The sequence below is a fragment of the Streptomyces sp. NPDC006552 genome, assembly GCF_040611655.1.
Lineage (GTDB): Bacteria > Actinomycetota > Actinomycetes > Streptomycetales > Streptomycetaceae > Streptomyces.
This window is the reverse complement of the sequence record NZ_JBEXOS010000012.1, coordinates 45391-66950: the sequence shown is the minus strand read 5'-3', so window position 1 is coordinate 66950 and position 21560 is coordinate 45391. Positions and strand designations below refer to the sequence as shown.

Below are 21560 nucleotides of genomic sequence, written 5' to 3'. Positions count from 1 at the left end.
GTTGCCGCCATGCCGTACGAACCACCCACCCACGCCGTCGAGCGCTCCGTGCGCGCCCTCACCGGAGCCAAGATCGTCGCCGGTGTCGACGAGGTCGGCCGTGGTGCCTGGGCGGGCCCGGTCACCGTCTGCGCCGCCGTCACAGGACTGCGCCGCCCGTCGGAGGGGCTCACCGACTCCAAGTTGATCAGTCCGAAGCGCCGTGAGGTGCTCGCGGAACAGCTGGAGGGCTGGGTCACCGCACACGCCCTCGGACACTCCTCGCACGAGGAGATCGACGACCTGGGGATGACTGCGGCGCTGCGGCTCGCCGCCTGCCGGGCCCTCGAGGCCCTGCCGGTGCGGCCGGACGCGGTGATCCTCGACGGGAAGCACGACTACCTCGGCGCTCCCTGGCAGGTCCGTACGGTGATCAAGGGGGACCGGTCCTGCGTCGCCGTCGCCGCGGCGTCGGTGATCGCCAAGGTCCGCCGCGACAAAATGATGGCCGAACTGGGCGTCGACCATGCAGACTTCGGGTTTGCGGCCAACGCCGGATACCCGTCGCCGGTGCACCGTGCCGCGCTGGAGGAGCGGGGACCCACCCCGCACCACCGGCTTTCATGGGCGTATCTTGATGCGCTGCCCCAGTGGCGGCACCTCAAGAAGGCCCGCAGTTGGGCGGACGTGACCGTTCCGGAGATCGAGGGCCAGCTCGGCTTCGACTTCTGACCCTTGCGTTCGCACTGATGTGCCACCCGCTGACGCAAGCCGCACCTGCGTTTGATAGATATCAGCTCATGCCTCTCATTCCCGAGGAGCCTCAGATTCACGAGAGTGCCCAGGGTCCCCGCACCGCGCCGACCCCTCGTCCCGTACCCGGCCCGCGTCCCGCGGCGCCGCCCCGACCCGGACGTCCGGGTCCCAGGCCCACGCCGCCCGCGCAGCGCACCCCGCGCGAGTCGGCCCCCGCCGCCAAGCCGGGGCCCAACGCCCCCGGCGTCCCGTCGACTTCGGCCGCCAAGCCGCAGGTCCAGCTCATTCCGGCCTCGGCTGAGGGTGCGCTGGACGCCGCGGAGGAAGCCATCGACCTGCTGCTCGACACGGGTCGTGCGCCCGGCGACATCCTGCTGATCACCACGGGTGGAACCCACCCGTGGGCCGCTCACGAGCTGTCGTTCGGCGAGGACGCCTACTGGGCGCAGCACGACGCGGGCGACGACGTCTTCTACGCCGACGCCTCCGCCCTGCACCGTGCCGCCCCGCGGCCCGTCGTGGTCGTCGCCGTGAACGGCGGCGCCGACGAAACGGCCACGACCGCGCTGCCGCTCGCTCTCGGCAGGGCCGACACCCTGCTGATCGTGTGCGGTGACCCGCAGCGGGTCAACGCGCTGCTGGGCGCCGGGGTCTGACGCACCGCTTGCCGGTTGCCCGCACCGCTCGCCGGTGCCGGAGCCGGCCGGCGGGCCGGTGCGCGCCCGCTGCGGCGGTCAGCGTGCCGCCGCGCGGCGGAGCATCTCCGTCGCGGCGCCCCCGGCCCGCGGTGCCGACGTCTCCTCGCCGAGACCCTCGGCGACGGAGCCCGCACTCGGACGCCGGCCGCCGCGGCCCTCACCCAGCACCTGCCAGCCGTCGTGCGTCATGGTGATGTACGCCCCGCAACGCAGGCCGTGCAAAGTGCAGGCGTCTCGCAGCCCCCACATCCACGCCCCGTCCTCCTGCGTCCAACGGGTCTCCCCCTCCCGGCAGTACAGCAGGACCGCTGTCCGGACCGGGGTGCGGCGGCGCAGGTCGTGCGGGATCACCCGGCGCAGCTGCGACAGCAGGGTGTTGCGGAACGTCCAGCCGTCGACAGCACTGTCCCGGCGCTCGAACGAGGCACTGGCACGCAGCCGCTCCTCCGTATCGAGGACGGCCACCACGGCGGTGCGGGGTCTTGGCCGGTGGCGCGTGTGCAGGCCGCTGACGACCGCACGCGGGTTGCGCAGCAGCGGGATGCCGGCTGCCGCCCACTCCGTGGGTTCCAGCATTCTGGTCGGTCGGTCGACGGAATCGGCGGACTTTGTGGAACGCATCGAGGACGCGGACAGCGATGCGGCCGACGACGGCGCGAATCCGAAGGTCACGGTCCTCCCTTCGGCTACGCGCCCGGACGCGGGCAGGGTCGGACGGGGAAGCGCACCGCGGCACAGCCCTACCGGCCTCGGGAGCCACGCGGGGAGCACTGTCAATTCTTCCCGGCGCGCGGGCGCACGGCAACGAGCAATTGCGGTCCGGGTCCCGTATCTGGTGATGCGTCGCCTATATCCTGCCCACTGAAACGGTCCTCGACGCGTGCTCAGCCCTGTACCGCCAGGACCAGCGGCAACACCCCTTCGGCACCGGCCCGGCGGAGCAGCCGCGCGGCCATCGCCAGCGTCCATCCCGTCTCTGTGTAGTCGTCCACGAGCAGCACGGGACCACCCGCGTGCGCGAGGGCCTCGGTCAGCTCGGGCGGCAACGTCAAGGTGCCCTCCAACGCGCGCAGCCGCTGCGCGCTGTTGCTGCGTGGCATGTGTGCTGTCTCGCTGCCCGGGGCGTACTCGATGCGTCCCAGCAGCGGCATGCGACCTACCTGCGCGATGCCTGCCCCCAGCGAGTCGATGAGCTGTGGGCGCGTATGGGACGCCAGCGTGACCACGCCCACGGGCCGCGGCTGTGCGTCCGGGCCTCCGCTCGCCCAGCCGCCCGGGCCCTTGGCCCAGTCGGCCAGGACCTCCACGACGGCCCGTGCCACGTCGTCCGGGACCGGGCCGTCCGGAGCCTGCGGCGTGAGCATGGGGCGCAGCCGGTTGCCCCAGCCGATGTCCGAGAGACGGCCGAGCGCCCGGCCCGTCCCCATCTGCTCACCTGCCGGAATGCGTCCCTTGAGATCGATGCCGACGGCGGGAAGTCCGGTGGGCCACATCTTCCTGGGCTCCACCTCGACGCCCGGGCGCCCCAGTTCGCCCCGCGCCGAGTCCAGTGCGTCCTGGGAGACGGCGGCCTCGAAGCGTGCTCCCGCGCAGTTGTCGCAACGCCCGCACGGGGCCGCCGCGTCGTCGTCCAGTTGGCGGCGCAGGAACTCCATGCGGCAGTCCGTCGTCGTCACGTAGTCACGCATGGCCTGCTGCTCGGCCTCGCGCTGCTTGGCGACCCACGCGTAGCGCTCGGTGTCGTAGGACCAGGGACGGCCGGTGGCGACCCAGCCGCCCTTCACCCGGTGCACGGCACCGTCCACGTCCAGGACCTTGAGCATGGTCTCCAGGCGGGAACGGCGCAGCTCCACCAACGGCTCCAGGGCCGGCAGGGAGAGCGGTCTGTCGGACTGCGCCAGCACGTCCAGGGTGCGCCGGACCTGCTCCTCCGGGGGGAACGCGAGCGAGGCGAAGTACCGCCAGATCGCCTCGTCCTCCTTGCCCGGCAGCAGCAACACCTCGGCGTGCTCCACACCACGACCCGCGCGTCCGACCTGCTGGTAGTACGCGATGGGGGAGGAAGGGGAGCCGAGGTGCACGACGAACCCGAGGTCCGGTTTGTCGAAACCCATCCCGAGCGCGGAGGTGGCGACCAAAGCCTTCACCCGGTTCGCCAGCAGATCCTCCTCGGCCTGCTGCCGGTCCGCGTTCTCCGTCTTTCCCGTGTACGAGGTCACGGTGTGGCCGCACTGCCGCAGATACGCCGTGACCTCTTCGGCGGCGGCGACCGTGAGGGTGTAGATGATCCCGGAGCCGGGCAGTTCGTCGAGGTGACCGGCCAGCCAGGCCAACCGGTGCGCGGCGTCCGGCAGCTGCAGCACCCCGAGGCTGAGGCTCTCGCGGTCGAGCGGGCCGCGCAGGACGAGGGCGTCCGAGCCGCCGCCGGTACCGAGCTGGTCGGCGACGTCCGCCGTCACCCGGGCGTTGGCCGTCGCCGTCGTCGCGAGGACCGGGACGCCCTGAGGAAGCTCGGCGAGCATCGTGCGCAGGCGACGGTAGTCGGGGCGGAAGTCGTGGCCCCAGTCCGAGATGCAGTGCGCCTCGTCGACGACGAGCAGGCCGGTGGCGGCGGCCAGCTGAGGCAGGACATTGTCCCGGAAGTCGGGGTTGTTCAAACGCTCCGGGCTCACCAGGAGCACGTCGACGTCACCGGCGGCGACCTCGGCACGGACGGCGTCCCACTCCTCCACGTTCGACGAGTTGATGGTGCGGGCGCGGATGCCGGCCCGCGCCGCCGCCTCGACCTGGTTGCGCATCAGCGCGAGCAGGGGCGAGACGATCACGGTCGGGCCGCTGCCACGCTCCCGCAGCAGCGCGGTCGCCACGAAGTACACCGCGGACTTGCCCCAGCCGGTGCGCTGCACGACGAGGGCGCGTCTGTGCTCGGCGACCAGCGCCTCGATCGCCCGCCACTGGTCCTCACGCAGGCGGGCGGTCCCGCTCGGGTCGGCGACCAGACGCGCGAGTACGGCATCGGCGGCCGTGCGCAGCTCTTCGTTGCTCATGCCTCTATGCAACCCGATGGGACTGACATCGCGCGAACGAAGGCGCGGGCCTGTGGACAACTTGTGTCGTGTCCCTGATCGAGGTTATCCACAGCCCGAAACGGATTCTGCCGATTCGCGCAATGGTCATCTCATGACGAATCACAGCGAGCCCGTCGGCCTGACCGGCGAGGCAAAGATCACCCTGAGTACGGCCGGTGAACTGGCCGAGGCGCTGCCGTACTTGCTCGGGTTCCGACCGGACGACAGCATCGTCCTCGTCGCCCTGCACAAAGGGCGGTTCGGTGGCCGGGTGCGGCTCGGTATCCCCGATCGCCCGGAGGACTGGCCGTCGGTGGCGCAACAGCTGGCGTGCTGCCTGATCGGTGAGTGCGAGCGCAGGGACGGACGGCCGGACAGCGTCGTCGCGTTCCTCTGCCAGGACACGGCGGGTTTGGGGACGGACCCCGGGCAACTCGTCGTGGAACGGCTGCGTCCACTCGCCCAGCTCCTGCGCACGGCCTGCGGCAGCCTGGATGTCCCGGTCACCGAGGCCCTGTGCCTCTCGGACGGCAGGTACTGGTCCTACTGCTGCCCGCGCCCCGCCTGCTGTCCGCCCGAGGGCAACGTCATCGTGACCGGCGGCACCTCGGTCATGGCGGCCACCGCGGCGTACGCCGGCATCCACGTACGGGCCTCGGCACAGGAGGTGCGGGGCCGGCTGGCGCCGCTGCGGACGGCGCTCGTCGCGGAGCAGGCGCGGGCTCTGGACGCGGCGGCCATGGACCTCGTGCCGCGGATCTTCGCCGGCGTCTCGCGCGAAGAAGTGGAGGCGGAGACCCTGGACCTCGCGCGCCGCGTCATGCGTCGCTACTCGGACGCGCCGCGCGAGGACGCTGCCCTGGAGGCCGACCTGAGGGATGACGAACTCCTCGCACACGACGAAGCAGCGACCCTGATTCTCGGCCTCCAGGACCGGGACACCCGGGATCGGGCGGCCGAGTGGATGGAGGGCCCGGAAGCCTCCTGCGCACTCCGGCTGTGGCGTGCGCTGGCCCGGCGCTGCGTCGGGCCGTACGCCGAGCACGCCGCGGCGCCACTCTCCCTGGCGGGCTGGGTCGCCTGGTCGCTCGGTGACACCGTCGAGGCCGATCAGGCGCTGGAAATGGCCCTCACGGTCGACCCGCGCTATGTGTTCGCCCGCCTCCTCAACGCGGCACGAGCCGACGGGATCGACCCGGAGCCGGTCCGTCGCTCGCTGCGCGGGAAGCGGGCGGGGCGGGATGCGGAGCTGGGCGGACCGGACGCCGAGCGGCTACAGCTGGCGGATGTCAGGGGTGTCGCAGGGGTCGCGAGGGCCGAGAACACGGCGGCCACGGGCGAGGTGGATGAGCTGCGGGGCGTAGCGCCCGAGGAGACAGACGATCCGGGCGCTGCGGGGCACGCGACTGAGGGGGAGGCGGCCACGGAGCAGGACCGGGCGCACGTCTCGGCCCCGGGCGGGCCCGTGGACCCGGGCGTCTCCCGCGCCGCGCGCGGCCTGGAAGCCGCGCTGCGGCGCCGCGGCGAGTACCGGCACCGGGCAGGCACCCGACCGGCCCGCGCCGGAACGCGTGCGCCACGGCGTCCCGCGGGCACCCGCCGAGTGGGGCGGCCGCGTACTCGGGGCGACGGGTGAACCGGGGCGCGGCCGCGGTCTGCCGGCAAGGGCGCCGGTGGTTCGCTCCGCTGTGGCGTTACTTGAAGCGGGGCGGCTCCGTTCACCTGTGTGTCGGTAGCGGCGGCCGGGTTCCGTCGGCGCGTCCACCAAACCGGCAGACTGCCGGCGCCTCGCGCGACCGTGCGCGGAAGGAGACGCCTCATGCGGAAACCGCAACGAAAACCGAGGGTGGACGGTGGGGGTGGCCGTCGCCTGATCGGCGGACGGCGACAGGATCGGGCAGGAAGCGGCAGGCCTCGGTGGGGGAGCGCCGGCCGCGCGTCGTGGGAGAGCACGGTGTGCTCTCCTTGCGGGCCCCAGGACAGATGTGGTCGGAGCGTGGGGTCGGGGGCTCGGACATGCGGTTGCGCTGCGCTCCCCGCGGTTGCTCGGGCTGTGGCGCACGCGACCGTCCGGACGCCCGGGGCCTCCCCGCAGGCGCTTGCCCCGCTGCCACTCGCGGCCTCACCAGCGCACGGTCCCCTGGCAGCGCCGTATCTGGAAGGACGTACGCGCAGAGCATTCTCCCAAGGGCGGCGGTCATGACCAGGAACACCTCGCGCCCGCTGATGTCACCTGGGGAGGGCACGGCCTCGGTACGAGACGCTGCCGCCCCCGGGCCTCAACACCCACGACCCCGGCAAGCGCCGCCGCCCCCGACCGGCTCCGCGCCCCAGCCGATGTCGACCATCACGAGCGCGATGCCCCGGCGCTCGGCTGACCTCCCTGCGACCCACCAGAGCCTGATCTGCGTGGCGCTACCAGGTCTGGTGATCTCTTCCGAGGACGGGCAGCTGACCGCTCAGGGGCTCGAAGGGTTCTATCGCGGCGGCCGGCGGCTCCTGTCGCGGTGCCGGGTCCGGGTGGCGGGCCGGGAGCCGCTCGCGGTGCAGGCGCGCATGGTCGCGGCCGACCGCGCCCGTTTCGTGGGGACGGTACGCGCGGCCCCGGACGCGGGCCCGGATCCGGACCTCGTCGTGGAGCGCGTCCGGCACGCCGACGGCACGGAACGCATCACCCTGCGCAGCTCTGCGGCGCGGCCCCTGCGGCTTCCTCTGGAGGTCTCCCTCGGTACCGACCTCGCCGAACTCGGCGCGGTGGCAGCCGGGAACGCCGGCCGTGAACTGCCCGCATCCGTCCACGACTCGGGCATGCGCTGGTCATCCCCCGCGGGTCATGTGGTGGTCACGGCGTCACCCGCACCCACGGACGCGCTCGCCTCCGCCAACTTGCTGCGCTGGGAGTTCGACCTGCCTCCCGGGGGAGTGCGGACCGTGGAGTTGCGCGTGCGCGCCGAAGGCCCGGGGTTCGGCAGAGTCGCGGGGCACGGCGCCGCCCGCCCCCTTGCTGCTGCGCAGGCGCAAGGTGACGACCCGCGCGTGGGGCCCCTGCTGCGGACCTGTGTCGACGACCTTCAGGCACTCATGGTGCGTGACCCCGCGCACCCCACGGACGTGTTGCTCGCGGCAGGAGCCCCCTGGCGCTGCGGCCCGGCGCCGGCCGAGGCCCTGGCAGCAGCCAGGATGGCGCTGCCGCTGGGGACCCGCCTGGCCGGTGGCACGATGCGCGCACTCGCCCGGACACAACTGGCTCTTGCCGGCACGGAGTTCGGACGGTTGCCGGGCCCGCTGCGGCACATGGGCGCGGGACTGCCCCCGAGCTGTACGGGCGTCGAGGCCACGCTCTTGTTCCCCGTGGTGCTGGCCGAGGCGAGACGCTGGGGGCTCCCGGACCAGGATGTGGCGGAGTTGCTCCCTGCCGCGGAGCGGTGCTTGCAGTGGTTGCGCACCGCCGCTCGTGAGGGACCGTACCTGCCGGACTCCGGTGCGGGCGGCCTCCTGCGTGGTGAGACCCAGGCGCACGCTCATCGGGCGGCGGTCCTCGGCGCCGACCTGCTCGACGCGTACGGCAGACCCGGTGGCGCGGAGTTGCGGGAGTGGGCGGGGCAGCTGCGGAGACGGTTCCGAGAGGACTTCTGGATCGAGGACATGAGCGGCGGCAGACCCGCGGCAGCGCGTACCGCGGACGGCCGCCGGCTCCCGCACCTGGGAAGCAGCTCCGCCCATCTCCTGGACACCGGGCTTCTCGGAGCGGGCTCGTACGCCCCGGGGTTGTTGAACAAGGTGCAGACCGAGCAGCTCGCGCGACTATACGGCGGACCGGGGCTGGACTCGGGTTGGGGGTTGCGGACCCTGGGGGTGAAGGAGGTGTCGTACAGCCCATTTGGCCACCGCACGGGCGCGGTGCGGGTGCAGGAGACCGCGGTTGCGGTCGCCGGCCTGGCCGCCGCCGGGTATGAGAACGAGGCAGCGTCCCTGCTCAGCGGAGTTCTGGCCGCCGCGCAGACCTTCGCCTACCGGCTTCCCGAGATGTATGCGGGGGAGCAGCGCGTCGAGGGCGGGGCCCCGCTGCCCCATCCGGCCGCCTGTAGACCGGCGGCGGTCGCCGCGGCCGCAGGTGTGTGCCTGCTCGTCTCACTGGCAGGTATCCGGCCGGACACGCCCGCCGCCACGGTGACGCTGTCCCCGATGCGCAGCGCCCCGCTGGGCGAGATCGGGCTGACGGGACTGCGCGTGGCCGGACACGCTTTCTCCGTACGTGTCAGTCGACTGGGTCTCGCCATGGTCGAGGAGGCGGCGGACGGCCTGCAGTTGGGCGGGTGACCGTGGGTACGGTCCGCAGGGCAGAGCCGGACCGCGAAGACGCGGATGGTGGCGGGAACTGGAGGAAGCAACGACCGAAGGGACTGTTTATCGTCAGGCAGACGACTATGATCGTTCCATGTCGCCCTACGACCCGTCGGCCTTTCCGCCCTTCGCTGTCACCGTCGACCTGGTCGTGCTCACGGTGCGTCGCCACGCGCTGTGCGCCTTGGCGGTGCGGCGCGGAGAACCGCCTTTTCAGGGGCGCTGGGCACTGCCCGGAGGATTCGTGCGGGACGACGAGGACCTGACCGGCGCGGCCGCGCGCGAGCTGGCCGAGGAGACTGGCCTCTGCGCCCACGATCCCGCCGTGCCCGCGCAGGACAACGGCGCGCATCTGGAACAGCTGGGCACCTACGGCGATCCGAAGCGAGATCCCCGGATGCGCGTCGTGAGCGTTGCGCACCTCGCCCTCGCGCCGGATCTGCCGGCCCCGCGTGCGGGCGGCGATGCCCGCAGCGCCCGCTGGGCGCCGGTCGAGGCCCTGCTCCATCAGGGCGGGTACGGGCGCGAGGACGAATCGGCCGCCCCGCTCGCCTTCGACCACGCGCAGATCCTGGCGGACGGCGTCGAGCGGGCCCGGTCGAAGATCGAGTACTCGTCGCTCGCCACGGCGTTCTGCCCGCCGGAGTTCACGGTCGGGGAGCTGCGCCGCGTCTACGAGGCGGTCTGGGGCGTCGCCCTCGACCCGCGCAACTTCCACCGCAAGGTGACGGGGACGCCCGGCTTCCTGGTACCGACCGGTGGCACCACCACGCGTCAGGGCGGTCGACCCGCTCAGCTCTTCCGGGCGGGCGGCGCCACCCTGCTCAACCCGCCGATGCTCCGACCCGAAGTCTGACCGAGACGCCGCCGGGGTCGGGCCGCCAGAACAGATTCACCGGGCGACGGGCACCGCACGCCTTGGCTCTCGGACGCCCGGTTCCCCAGGTGACCGGTTCCTACAGCCCCCGCACTCCAGGGCCCGCGCTCCAGCGCCGCTCTGGGCGGACGCGTACAGAGCGGCGTCGTGAAAGTGATTCTGCAAGGCAAGAGCCGCGTGTCTTGCGGACACCCACGCCCACTCCCTGCCCGAAAAGCCGGAAATATAGCGTTATCTTGCAGGAGTACCCACAGGGCTCACCTGCCGCCCGAGCGGTGGGCGGGGTCCTGCCGCCGGGCGGTCGCCCATCCTGTGAGAGAAGCGATGATCCAGGCCATCGGACTGACCAGCAACGCCCGTAAGGGGAGTCCGCCCGCTGTCGACGACGTGTCGTTCGATGCGCACCCGGGCCGCGTCACGGCGCTGCTCGGTGCCCCGGGGGCCGGCAAGACGACGACGGTGCGGCTCATGCTCGAACTCCAATCCGGCCGCGGGATCACCTACTTCCGCGGGCGCCCTCTGCACCGCCTCACGCACCCCGTACGTGAAGTGGGCGTTCTGCTCGGAGATGTGCCCGGCCACCCGGCCCGGTCGGTCCGCGGTCACCTGCGCATGCTGTGTGCGGCGGCGGGGGTGCCGGTCCGGCGTGCCGACGAAGTCCTGGAAAACGTAGGGCTGGTGAGCCTGCGTGACCAGCGTCTTGGGACCCTGTCCCGCGGCATGGACCGGCGGCTCGGCCTGGCCTGCGCCTTGCTCGCGGACCCGCACACCCTGCTGCTCGACGGTCCGACGGACGGTCTGTCGACCCGCGAAAGCGCGTGGATGCACGGCCTTCTGCGTGCGCACGCGGGTCTCGGCGGCACGGTTCTGTTCACCACGGGCGACCCCAGGGAAGCGGCACGGGCCGCGGACCACGTCGTCACGCTCGCCGAGGGAAGAACGGTCGCCGACCAGGAGGTCGCCGACTTCGCTCGTACCCGGCTGCGGCCCCGGGTCGCGGTCCGCAGCCCGCACGCCGCTCGGCTCGGGGTTCTGCTGGCCAAAGAAGCGCGCAATGCCAGACGTACGGTCGAAGTGGTTCCGGAGGGCGGCAACCACCTCTCCGTGTACGGCAGTACGTGCGCGGACGTGGGGGAGACGGCGTTCCGGCACCACATCCTCGTGCACCAAATCGCTGATGAGGTCGGGGACGAGGGGCCGGTCGCGACGCGGCCCCTCCCGCCGGGCGGCAGCCCGGACACGCGGGGATCCCACGCGCCCGTCACCCCGCGCACCACCCGCAACGACGCCACTGCGGCAACCGTCCAGGCCCAAGCCGCCGCGGCAACCGCCCAGACCCAAACCACTGCGACCGGCGCCCAACCTGACGCCCCCGTGCCAAACCCCCCAGCACGCACCCCCGCGCCTCCAAGCATCAAAGCCCCCGCCTCCACCCCCACCTCCACTCCCGCCCCCACACCAAGCACCTTCGTGCCCCTCGTCGATACGACCGTCCGCCCCACCGCTCCCAGGAGCGGAACCCCGGATCCCAGCGGGCACGCGTCGAGAGCGGCACAACCCCGACCGGCGGCCGCCTCCCCGTTGCCGCCACCGATCACCGCCCGCCCCGCTCGCAGCCCGCTGCGCCCCGTCCGCTACGAACTCCACCGCGCGACCGGCATCGCCACCGGATACCTCACCGTCGCGCTCGTCCTTGCCGTCTCGGCGCTCCTGTCCGTGCTGCTCGCTCGCGTCGGTCACACCTCGCAACCCCGTCTGCTCGCCGCCTGGCCGCGAGAACTGCCCCTGCCGCCGGCCGCCCTCGGCGCGGGGTTGCTCGGCGCCTTTGCCTTCGGTGACGAGTTCCGCCACCCCGCGCTCGCCGCCGACCGCGGCACCGTCCCGCGCCGCCTGGGGCTGCTTGCCGCCAAGCTGCTCGTCAGCGCGGCGACCGCCGTCCTCATGGCAGTGCTCGTCGTGGGCTGCGGCGCGGCGCTGCTTCACCTCGTATACGGACCGGAGGTCACCAGAGTTCCCGCCGACTGGGCGTCGCTGGCCGCGAGTTGGTTCACGCTCGTCGTCGCCTGTGCCTGTGCCGGGGTCCTCGCGTCCGGAGTGTTCCGGTCCACCGCGGCCGGACTCGCGGCCGTGGTGGCCGTGCCCATCGTCATCGTGCCGTTCGTACAGGAGGCCTTGGCGGGCCCCTCTGTGCGAACGGCTGCGGGGCTGCCGTCCCGACTGCGTGATCTTGCTCTGCTGCACTGGCCGTTCGGTGCGGAGCGGTTCATCGCGGCGGGAGCCCGGTTGATCGCCCAACCTGTGGGCGGCGCAATGACGTTGTCGATCACCGCGCTGCTCTGCGCATATCTGCTCACGGGGCTGCGACCGCGGGCGCGATGACGCAAATCCGGCACCTTCGCGACCTCCACTGCACACAACTTCCCTGTAACGCCCGCTTCCTTCCGATAAGGCGTCAAGTGCGGTGAGGGGGGAGATCACCCTTTCGTGTGCTTTTCACCAAAGACCTCAAGGGAGTTGAGAACGGAGCCGACAACACATTCCGTGAGTACCCTTGCGCACACCATGATGACCGCCGCCCGCTCCGCCGACTCCGGCCTCGCCGGACCGGGCGAACTCGACCGCTACCCCTACACGGGGTCGCCCGCCGACCGTGTCGGCGGTCCCGTCTGGGACGGCCCGGACCAGGATCTCGGCCGGGTTGGCCGGCGCCCCGCGGGCAGCCGGGGCCGCGGTCTGCATGGTCAACTCGTCCAACAGCTGGGACAGATGATCGTTTCCGGAGACCTGGGCGCGGACCGGCCGCTGGTGCCCGAGGAGATCGGCCAGCGCTTCGAGGTCTCCCGGACCGTCGTCCGTGAGTCCCTGCGCGTCCTGGAGGCCAAGGGCCTGGTCAGTGCCCGGCCGAATGTGGGCACGCGCGTGCGTCCGGTCAGCGACTGGAACCTGCTGGACCCCGACATCATCGAGTGGCGCGCCTTCGGGCCGCAGCGCGACGACCAGCGCCGGGAGCTGAGCGAGATGCGCTGGACGATCGAGCCGCTCGCCGCGCGCCTGGCCGCCGGACACGGCCGCGAGGACGTGCAGCAGCGCCTTGTCGACATGGTCGAGATCATGGGGCACGCGCTCGGCCAGGGGGACTCGATCACGTTCTCCCGCGCCGACGCGGAGTTCCACTCGCTGCTGATCCAGCTCGCCGGCAACCGCATGCTGGAGCACCTCTCCGGCATCGTCTCCGCCGCCCTCCAGGTCTCCGGCGGCCCCGTCACCGGCTGTGACCGGCCGAACGAGTCGGCCATCGCGCACCACGCCCGGATCGCCGACGCCCTCGCCGCGGGAGACAGCTCCGGCGCCGAGGCGGCCGTGCGCCAGCTCCTGATGATCCACCCCGAGGTGGAGCGCGTGGTGCCCGCCCCGCGCGAGCACTGACCGTCCCCGCAGTCGTAGCGGAGCGAGGAAGCACGAACCTGGTGTCGCCGGACGGCGCCCTCCATGTGCCACGCGCATGTGTAGAAGGGCGCCATTCGGCGACTCGGCCATACGGGTGCGTTGCCTGGAAGATGTCGGTTGGATGCAGTCCGGTGGGTCAGAGGGGTCCGTCATGCCCGGCTGCGCCCGTATCCGTCAGTTTTTGACCGAATGCAGGGTGTGACTCGGGCCACGTAGATTGGGCGTAACGCTCCTCGGGGCAACGCGATGACCTAAGAGGTGACAGCCGAGGAGGGAATACAGCAGCCGTGCGTGGCGCTGTCCTTCTCCCCGGCCTCCGCCCGCGCCGTCGGCCCATCCCCAAGTCGTCGGTCGTCGGCTCCGGTCCGCACAGGACGGGGCCGGAAGCCGTTTTCCAACGTTCCGAGAGGTTGTTCGTGTCGGCCAGCACATCCCGTACGCTCCCGCCGGAGATCGCCGAGTCCGTCTCTGTCATGGCGCTCATTGAGCGGGGAAAGGCTGATGGCCAGATCGCCGGCGATGACGTACGCCGTGCGTTCGAGGCCGACCAGATTCCGGCCACTCAGTGGAAGAACGTTCTGCGCAGCCTCAACCAGATCCTCGAGGAAGAGGGTGTGACGCTGATGGTCAGTGCCGCTGAACCCAAGCGTCCTCGTAAGAGCGTCGCGGCCAAGAGTCCGGTCAAGCGCACCGCCACCAAGACTGTTGCGGCCAAGACGGTCACCGCCAAGAAGGTCGCTGCCACGACCGCTCCCGAGCCCGCGGCCGAGGTCGGCGCCGAGGAGACCGAGCCGGTCAAGAAGGCCGCGGCCAAGAAGACGGTCGCCAAGAAGGCCACTGCCAAGAAGACCGTTGCCAAGAAGGCCACGGCCAAGAAGGCGGGCGGCAAGAAGGACGACGAGGTCTCCGAGGACGAGGCGACCGAGGAAACTCCTGCCACGGCCAAGGAAGGCGAGCCCGCCGAGGAGGGCCAGGGCGGCTTCGTCCTGTCCGACGACGACGAGGACGACGCCCCCGCGCAGCAGGTCGCGGCCGCCGGCGCCACCGCCGACCCGGTCAAGGACTACCTCAAGCAGATCGGCAAGGTCCCGCTGCTCAACGCCGAGCAGGAGGTCGAGCTCGCCAAGCGCATCGAGGCCGGTCTGTTCGCCGAGGACAAGCTCGCCAACGCCGACAAGCTCGCCCCCAAGCTCAAGCGCGAGCTGGAGATCATCGCCGAGGACGGCCGCCGCGCCAAGAACCACCTCCTGGAGGCCAACCTCCGCCTGGTGGTCTCCCTGGCCAAGCGCTACACGGGCCGCGGCATGCTCTTCCTGGACCTCATCCAGGAGGGCAACCTCGGTCTGATCCGCGCGGTCGAGAAGTTCGACTACACCAAGGGCTACAAGTTCTCCACGTACGCCACCTGGTGGATCCGTCAGGCGATCACCCGCGCGATGGCCGACCAGGCCCGCACCATCCGTATCCCGGTGCACATGGTCGAGGTCATCAACAAGCTCGCGCGCGTGCAGCGCCAGATGCTCCAGGACCTGGGCCGTGAGCCCACCCCGGAGGAGCTGGCCAAGGAGCTCGACATGACCCCGGAGAAGGTCATCGAGGTCCAGAAGTACGGCCGCGAGCCCATCTCCCTGCACACCCCGCTGGGCGAGGACGGCGACAGCGAGTTCGGTGACCTCATCGAGGACTCCGAGGCCGTCGTCCCGGCCGACGCGGTCAGCTTCACGCTCCTCCAGGAGCAGCTGCACTCGGTGCTCGACACGCTGTCCGAGCGTGAGGCGGGCGTCGTCTCCATGCGGTTCGGTCTCACCGACGGTCAGCCGAAGACCCTCGACGAGATCGGCAAGGTGTACGGCGTGACGCGTGAGCGCATCCGCCAGATCGAGTCCAAGACGATGTCGAAGCTGCGCCACCCGTCGCGCTCGCAGGTCCTGCGCGACTACCTCGACTAGTCAGCGCCCCTCTCCGGCGCTCAGACGGCCCGGCACGTCCCGCCCGCGGGATGATGCCGGGCCGTCCGCGTTGAGGGGCGGAGAGCGCCACCTCGCGGTGCGTCGCGCACGCTGCTGAATCACCCTGGGTGTTCCATGGCCACCTAGAGTGAGGAGTTCGTATGCGTCGTCCCATCGCGCGAGCGCTGACCGTGCCACTGGCCGCGCTGGTCGCGGCGGCTGTGCTGCCCCTGGCCTCGCCGGTCCACGCGAGCGCCGACGAGGGCGTCATCGGCGGCAGCGCTGTCAAGACGTCGGACCATCCCTGGGTGGTGGCGCTCGGCAGCCGTGACCGGTTCGGAGGTACGCGTTCCGGCCAGTTCTGCGGGGGCGTGCTCATCGCACGGTCGACGGTCGTCACCGCCGCCCACTGCATGAGCCAAGAAGTGCTCGGCGTCCCGCGCAACCGAGTGAGCGACCTGAAGGTCATCGCCGGCAGAACCGACCTGGGGACGACGGAAGGCGCCGAGATCCCCCTCCGCAACGAGTGGATCAACCCCGCCTACGACGCCCGTACGAACTCGGGTGACGTGGCGGTTCTTACTCTGGCCACGCCGCTGCCCGCGGGGGACGTGATCACGATGGCCGAGGAGGGCGACCCGGCGTACAAGGCGGGGACCAAGGCGACCGTCTACGGGTGGGGCGACACGTCGGGGGCCGGGCAGTACCCGGACACGCTGCGTGCCGCCCCGGTGCACGTCCTCGCGGACTCCGAGTGCGAGCAGGCGTACCCCGGCAACGAGGACGGCACGTACGTGCCGAAGACGATGCTGTGCGCAGGGGAGCCGGAAGGCGGCAAGGACGCCTGTCAGGGGGACAGTGGCGGCCCGCTGGTCGCCGAAGGGCGGCTGGTGGGCCTCGTCTCCTGGGGAAGCGGCTGCGGGCGCCCACGGAGCCCTGGCGTCTACACCCGGGTCTCCGACGTGGTGAAGGTGATCCAGCAGCACGGCTGACCCGGACAACGAGGACGGGCGGTCACCCCTGGTGAGGGGTGACCGCCCGTTCGCCGGCCTGGTGCCGGTGCTGGCTCGTCGTGGATGCGAGGCGTCAGCGTTCCTCGGTCTCAGAACTTGCCGGGACGGCGGTGAGCCGCTCCGTCTCGTCCTGTATCTCAGCGGCGATCTTCTTGAGTTCCGGCTCGAACTTGCGACCGTGGTGGGCGCAGAAGAGCAGTTCACCACCGCTGATCAGAACGACGCGCAGATATGCCTGGGCGCCGCAACGGTCACAGCGGTCAGCCGCCGTCAGCGGGCTCGCGGGGGTCAGAACAGTAGTCACGTCGCCTCTTCTCTAGCTCGACGAGCTGTCGTACCAGGGTCAACATCCAACCAGGCCGAAAACGTTCCCGCTCGCGGCTTTTCCTCGAAATCTTTCTTCGAGACCGGCTGTCTGCTGCCGGGTGGCGGCGAATGTGCCGTATTGCGTCTCTTACGTGTCTTACGGGTTCGCGCGATCCATCAGGTCGGTCGTCCCCGGCTGGCTTGCCGGTTGTTCATGAGGACGTGCCCGGAGCCTAAATGGTTCATGCCTGGAAGGGAACGTGATGTGGGCGTCACTCCATCGAGGGATCGAACACTCATGCGATCGTGGACTAGTCTGAGCAGAGGTGAGGGTGGCGGTACAACGGCTCTACCAGGCCTCGGTACCCTCTGACGGGCGACCGAAGCCGGCCCCTTACCCACATGGGCCCCCATTGAAATTCAGCGAGGAGCGAACCGCGTGACCGCCGACACGTCCGTGCCGTCCACAGCGTTGCTGACCGGAGCAGAGCGGGACGGCTCCAACTACACCGCGCGGCACCTTCTCGTTCTCGAGGGGCTCGAAGCCGTACGCAAGCGTCCTGGCATGTACATCGGCTCGACCGACAGCCGCGGCCTGATGCACTGCCTCTGGGAGATCATCGACAACTCCGTCGACGAGGCCCTCGGTGGCTTCTGCGACCACATCGAGGTGATCCTCCACGACGACGGCTCCGTGGAGGTGCGGGACAACGGTCGCGGCATTCCCGTGGACGTGGAGCCCAAGACCGGTCTCTCCGGGGTGGAGGTCGTCATGACCAAGCTCCATGCGGGCGGCAAGTTCGGCGGCGGCGCGTACGCGGCCTCCGGCGGCCTGCACGGCGTGGGCGCCTCCGTGGTGAACGCGCTGTCCGCACGCCTCGACGTCGAGGTCGACCTGCACGGGCACACGCACGCCATCAGCTTCCGGCGCGGTGTCCCCGGCGCCTTCTCCAAGCCCGGCCCGGACGCGCCCTTCGACTCGTCCGCTCGGCTGACCAAGGTCAAGAAGGTCCCGAAGAGCCGCGTCGGCACCCGCGTGCGCTACTGGGCGGACCGGCAGATCTTCCTCAAGGACGCCAAGCTCTCGCTGGACCACCTGCACCAGCGCGCCCGCCAGACCGCCTTCCTGGTCCCCGGCCTGACCATCGTCGTCCGCGACGAATTCGGCCTCGGCGACGGCGGCAGCAAGGGCGAGGAGAGCTTCCGCTTCGACGGCGGCATCAGCGAGTTCTGCGAGTACCTCGCGCAGGACAAGCCGGTCTGCGACGTCCTGCGCTTCACGGGGCAGGGCACCTTCAAGGAGACCGTCCCCGTCCTGGACGACGACGGCCAGATGACGCCGACCGAAGTCACCCGCGAGCTCGGTGTCGACATCGCGATGCGCTGGGGCACCGGCTACGACACGGTTATCAAGTCGTTCGTCAACATCATCGCCACCCCCAAGGGCGGCACCCACGTGAGCGGATTCGAGCGCTCGCTCACGAAGACGATGAACGAGGTGCTGCGCACCCAGAAGCTGCTGCGCGTCGCCGAGGACGACGTCGTCAAGGACGACGCCCTGGAAGGGCTCACCGCGGTCGTCACGGTGCGCCTGGCGGAGCCGCAGTTCGAGGGCCAGACGAAGGAGGTCCTGGGCACCTCGGCGGCCAACCGGATCGTCGCCAACGTCCTGGCCAAGGAGCTCAAGGCGTTCCTGACCTCCACCAAGCGCGACGCCAAGGCACAGGCCCGCGCCGTCATGGAGAAGGCCGTCGCCGCCGCCCGCACCCGGATCGCGGCCCGTCAGCACAAGGACGCGCAGCGTCGCAAGACGGCCCTGGAGTCGTCGTCGCTGCCCGCGAAGCTGGCGGACTGCCGCAGCGACGACGTGGAGCGCAGCGAGCTGTTCATCGTCGAGGGCGACTCCGCGCTCGGCACCGCCAAGCTCGCCCGGAACTCGGAGTTCCAGGCCCTCCTGCCGATCCGCGGCAAGATCCTCAACGTCCAGAAGTCGTCCGTCTCGGACATGCTGAAGAACGTCGAGTGCGGCGCGATCATCCAGGTCATAGGAGCAGGGTCCGGCCGGACCTTCGACCTCGACGCGGCGCGCTACGGAAAGATCATCCTGCTCGTCGACGCCGACGTCGACGGCGCCCACATCCGCTGCCTGCTGCTGACGCTGTTCCAGCGCTACATGCGCCCCATGGTCGAGGCCGGTCGCGTCTTCGCCGCCGTGCCGCCCCTGCACCGCATCGAGCTGGTCCAGCCGAAGAAGGGCCAGGACAAGTACGTGTACACGTACTCGGACCGCGAGCTGCGGGAGACGCTGCTGGAGTACCAGCGCAAGGGCGTGCGGTACAAGGACTCGATCCAGCGCTACAAGGGCCTGGGCGAGATGGACGCCGACCAGCTGGCGGAGACCACGATGGACCCGCGCCACCGCACGCTGCGCCGGATCAACATCGGTGAGCTGGACGCCGCCGAGCAGGTCTTCGATCTGCTCATGGGCAACGACGTGGCGCCGCGCAAGGAGTTCATCAGCAGCTCCGCGGCCACGCTCGACCGCTCGCGCATCGACGCGTAGCCCCGTGCGGCTCCACCCTCGGGTGGAGCCGCATGATCCACCCGAGATCCACCCCGGCTCCGATCCGTCGTCCCGCCGATCTCCGTAGCGTCGAAGGCGTAGAAACCTTCCGCTCCCGATCGCTCCACGGAGGCCGTCATGTCCGGGTTCACCGATGTCTTGGTGATCGTCGCAGTGGCCGCACTGGTCCTCGTCCGCCAGTTCAGGACCGAGCGCCTGTCGACGGACCGCAGATGGTGGCTGCTTCCCGGCCTGCTCGGATTCCTCGCCCTTCGGGACGGCTCCCTCACGGACCCGCACCACCCGACGGGTTCGGTCGCCCTCATCGTCGTCGAGCTGCTGGTCAGTCTCGGCCTCGGCGTCGGCTGGGCGTTCACGACACATGTCTGGTCCGACGAGCGGGGTGGCGTCTGGACCAAGGGCACGGTGGCGACGGCCGGCACCTGGCTCGGCGGCATCGCCGCGCGGGCGGCCGTCATCAGCGTCGGCCTGGCCCTCGGCATCCACCTCGGCGGCTCCGCCCTCATGCTGGGGTTCGCCCTCTCGCTGCTGGTCCGCTCCGGCCTGCTGATGTGGCGGGCCGGCGGCCTGCGGTCGGCGTACGTCGGTCCTCTCGCCCAGCCGGCCTGGGAGGACCGCAGGTGAGGCCGAGTCTCTGGGCGACCTGGCCCTCGCGGGAGGCGCTCTCCCGCGAGGGACTGACCCGCGCTCGAAGGATGCTGGCCGGGCTGGTCCGGGTGGTGGTGATCGCCGTCCTGCTGTGGACCGCGCTCACGCAGCGGGACGTCGCCGACTGGGCCGTCGTGGCCGCTCCGGTGGGGCTGCTGGCCAGCGCGGCCGCCGCCTGGGCCTACTTCCGCACCACACTCGAGCATCGGCTCTGGTCCTCGCTCGCTCTGCTCGCGGCGCTCGTGCTGATCGCGGTGGGCGCTCAGCAGACCGGCTTCGTCGGCCCCGCCACCGTGCTGTGGTGCGGCTGTGCGATCTCCGCGATCGAGCGGCTGCCTCTCGCCGCCGCGCTGCCCGCAGCGGCGGTCTCGCTCACCGGCTTCGCGCTCAGCAACGACGACGCCTGGCTGACCACCACCGTCATTGCGGCCGGACTCTGCCTGTCGGGATACGTGCTGCGTCTCGACGCGGAGGCCAGGGGAAGCGCGCAGCGACTGCTCGTGCAGGAGCGGGCCGCCCGCGCCGCGGAGGCCGAGTCGGCGGCCCTCGCGGAGCGGTCCCGGATCGCCCGCGAGATCCACGACGTCCTCGCGCACAGCCTCTCCGCCCAGCTCGTGCACCTGGAGGCGGCCCGGTTGCTCATCGAGCGCGGGGCCGACCGGGACCAGATCCTGGATCGGGTCGTCGCGGCCCGCGGCATGGCCCGGGACGGCCTCACCGAGACCCGGCAGGCCCTGTCCGCGCTGCGCGGCGAGATGACCCCGCTGGAGGACTTCCTGCGCGAGCTCGTCGCGGCCGGCGACGGGGCGTCGCTGTCCGTCGCGGGGAAGGCCGGGCCGATGTCCGCGGAGGCGTCGCAGGCCGTGCGCAGGGTGGCGCAGGAGGCGCTGACGAACGTACGCAAGCACGCACCGGGCGCCAGAGCCACCTTGCGGTTGGAGTATGCGCCGAGCGGGGTGACCTTGGAGGTACGGGACTCGGGAGCGGCTTGTCCACAGGAGGAACTGGCTGCCAGCGGTTCCGGCTACGGTCTGCTGGGGATGAGGGAGCGGGCCGAACTGCTGGGCGGCACGTTGGACGCCGGGCCGTACGAGGAGGGGTTCGTGGTCACATTGAGGGTTCCACGGTGAACGCGGGCGGGACCCATCCGGTGGCCGGGGCCGGGCGGCCACCGGCGCGCGTCGTGGTGGTCGACGACCAGACGGTGGTGCGCGAAGGGATCGTCATGCTTCTGGGTCTGCTGCCCGGGATCGAGGTGGTCGGCGCCGGGGGAGACGGCGAGCAGGCAGTGAGCCTCGTGGCCGAACTGGACCCGGATGTCGTTCTGATGGACCTGCGCATGCCGCGCTGCGACGGCGTGGAGGCGACGCGCCGGATCCGTGCCGAGCACCCGCGCACCCAGGTCGTGATTCTGACCACGTACGCCGATGACGAGTCGCTCTTCCCGGCGCTCGAGGCGGGTGCGCGCGGCTATCTGACGAAGGACGCGGGCGGGGACGAGATCGTCCGGGCCGTGACGGACGTGCTCTGTGGTGACGCCGGACTCTCGCCTCGGATCCAGCGGCGGCTCCTGGAGAGGCTGTCGCAGCCCGAACCCGCGGCGCCGGTGGCCAAGGAGCCGCCGGACGGTCTCACAGCCCGGGAGGCCGAGGTCCTGGGGCTCATCGCCGACGGGCTGAGCAATCAGGAGATCGCCCGGAGCCTTCGGGTCTCCACGGCGACGGTGAAGACCCACATCAACAACCTGTTCGCGAAGACGGGCCTCAAAGACCGTGCCCAGGCGGTCCGTTACGCGTACCGGCACGGACTCGCGAGACCACCAGGTGCGTCCATCACCTAATGGAGTGAAGGACTTGCGAGGAGAGTCCGGGATCTTCCGGGTCTGTCCATC

16 protein-coding genes are annotated in these 21560 nt (G+C 71.2%); 13 read left to right on the top strand and 3 right to left on the bottom strand.

Going from position 1 to position 21560, the window contains the following annotated elements; all coding sequences use genetic code 11:
- Positions 1-9 precede the first annotated feature (9 nt).
- Positions 10-711 carry a ribonuclease HII gene (locus ABZY33_RS10235; RefSeq protein ID WP_356491082.1) on the top strand — a complete coding sequence of 234 codons (702 nt, stop codon included), beginning with the start codon at positions 10-12 and terminating at the stop codon, positions 709-711.
- Positions 712-779: 68 nt separating this feature from the next.
- Entirely contained in the window at positions 780-1391 is a 612-nt protein-coding gene (locus ABZY33_RS10230) for a hypothetical protein (protein ID WP_356491081.1), read from the top strand.
- Between the two features lie 78 nt (positions 1392-1469).
- Here ABZY33_RS10230 and ABZY33_RS10225 read toward each other — a convergent pair whose 3' ends face one another.
- Positions 1470-2105, bottom strand: coding sequence for a hypothetical protein (locus ABZY33_RS10225; protein ID WP_356491080.1), 636 nt, complete (start codon positions 2103-2105; stop codon positions 1470-1472).
- Positions 2106-2317: 212 nt separating this feature from the next.
- Positions 2318-4480, bottom strand: a complete 2163-nt coding sequence (locus ABZY33_RS10220; protein ID WP_356491079.1) for a RecQ family ATP-dependent DNA helicase — start codon at positions 4478-4480, stop codon at positions 2318-2320.
- 133 nt (positions 4481-4613) lie between these two features.
- On the opposite strand from ABZY33_RS10220, the gene ABZY33_RS10215 reads away from it, so the two are divergent.
- From ABZY33_RS10215 to ABZY33_RS10185, 7 genes are all read left to right on the top strand, one after another.
- The gene (locus ABZY33_RS10215) at positions 4614-6137 is read left to right on the top strand and encodes a DUF4192 domain-containing protein (protein ID WP_356491078.1); all 1524 of its coding nucleotides are present in this window, start codon (positions 4614-4616) and stop codon (positions 6135-6137) included.
- A 701-nt stretch (positions 6138-6838) separates the two neighbouring features.
- A complete protein-coding gene (locus tag ABZY33_RS10210; RefSeq protein ID WP_356491077.1) occupies positions 6839-8821 on the top strand; it encodes a glycogen debranching N-terminal domain-containing protein in 1983 nt (660 codons plus the stop codon).
- 118 nt (positions 8822-8939) lie between these two features.
- The gene (locus ABZY33_RS10205; RefSeq protein WP_356491076.1) at positions 8940-9701 is read left to right on the top strand and encodes an NUDIX hydrolase; all 762 of its coding nucleotides are present in this window, start codon (positions 8940-8942) and stop codon (positions 9699-9701) included.
- 345 nt (positions 9702-10046) lie between these two features.
- Complete coding sequence (locus ABZY33_RS10200) at positions 10047-12101, top strand: ABC transporter ATP-binding protein (protein WP_356491075.1); 2055 nt, start codon at positions 10047-10049, stop codon at positions 12099-12101.
- Between the two features lie 162 nt (positions 12102-12263).
- Complete coding sequence (locus ABZY33_RS10195; protein ID WP_356491074.1) at positions 12264-13148, top strand: FadR/GntR family transcriptional regulator; 885 nt, start codon at positions 12264-12266, stop codon at positions 13146-13148.
- A 437-nt stretch (positions 13149-13585) separates the two neighbouring features.
- Positions 13586-15118 carry an RNA polymerase sigma factor gene (locus tag ABZY33_RS10190; protein WP_356491073.1) on the top strand — a complete coding sequence of 511 codons (1533 nt, stop codon included), beginning with the start codon at positions 13586-13588 and terminating at the stop codon, positions 15116-15118.
- Between the two features lie 161 nt (positions 15119-15279).
- Entirely contained in the window at positions 15280-16110 is an 831-nt protein-coding gene (locus ABZY33_RS10185; RefSeq protein ID WP_356491072.1) for a serine protease, read from the top strand.
- A 94-nt stretch (positions 16111-16204) separates the two neighbouring features.
- Here the strand turns inward: ABZY33_RS10185 and ABZY33_RS10180 are convergent, their stop codons facing one another.
- Positions 16205-16435, bottom strand: coding sequence for a hypothetical protein (locus ABZY33_RS10180; RefSeq protein ID WP_356491071.1), 231 nt, complete (start codon positions 16433-16435; stop codon positions 16205-16207).
- Between the two features lie 441 nt (positions 16436-16876).
- Between ABZY33_RS10180 and ABZY33_RS10175 the strand changes: the two genes are divergently transcribed.
- The 4 genes from ABZY33_RS10175 to ABZY33_RS10160 all read left to right on the top strand — a co-directional run bounded on the left by ABZY33_RS10175 (position 16877) and on the right by ABZY33_RS10160 (position 21509).
- Complete coding sequence (locus tag ABZY33_RS10175) at positions 16877-19000, top strand: DNA topoisomerase IV subunit B (protein WP_356491070.1); 2124 nt, start codon at positions 16877-16879, stop codon at positions 18998-19000.
- 138 nt (positions 19001-19138) lie between these two features.
- Positions 19139-19645: a DUF1453 domain-containing protein gene (locus ABZY33_RS10170; RefSeq protein WP_356491069.1), complete on the top strand. Its 507-nt coding sequence runs from the start codon at positions 19139-19141 to the stop codon at positions 19643-19645.
- Positions 19642-20799, top strand: coding sequence for a histidine kinase (locus tag ABZY33_RS10165; protein ID WP_356491067.1), 1158 nt, complete (start codon positions 19642-19644; stop codon positions 20797-20799). The genes ABZY33_RS10170 and ABZY33_RS10165 overlap by 4 nt, the downstream gene beginning before the upstream one ends.
- Positions 20796-21509: a response regulator transcription factor gene (locus ABZY33_RS10160; RefSeq protein ID WP_356491066.1), complete on the top strand. Its 714-nt coding sequence runs from the start codon at positions 20796-20798 to the stop codon at positions 21507-21509. The genes ABZY33_RS10165 and ABZY33_RS10160 overlap by 4 nt, the downstream gene beginning before the upstream one ends.
- The last annotated feature ends 51 nt before the right edge of the window (positions 21510-21560 follow it).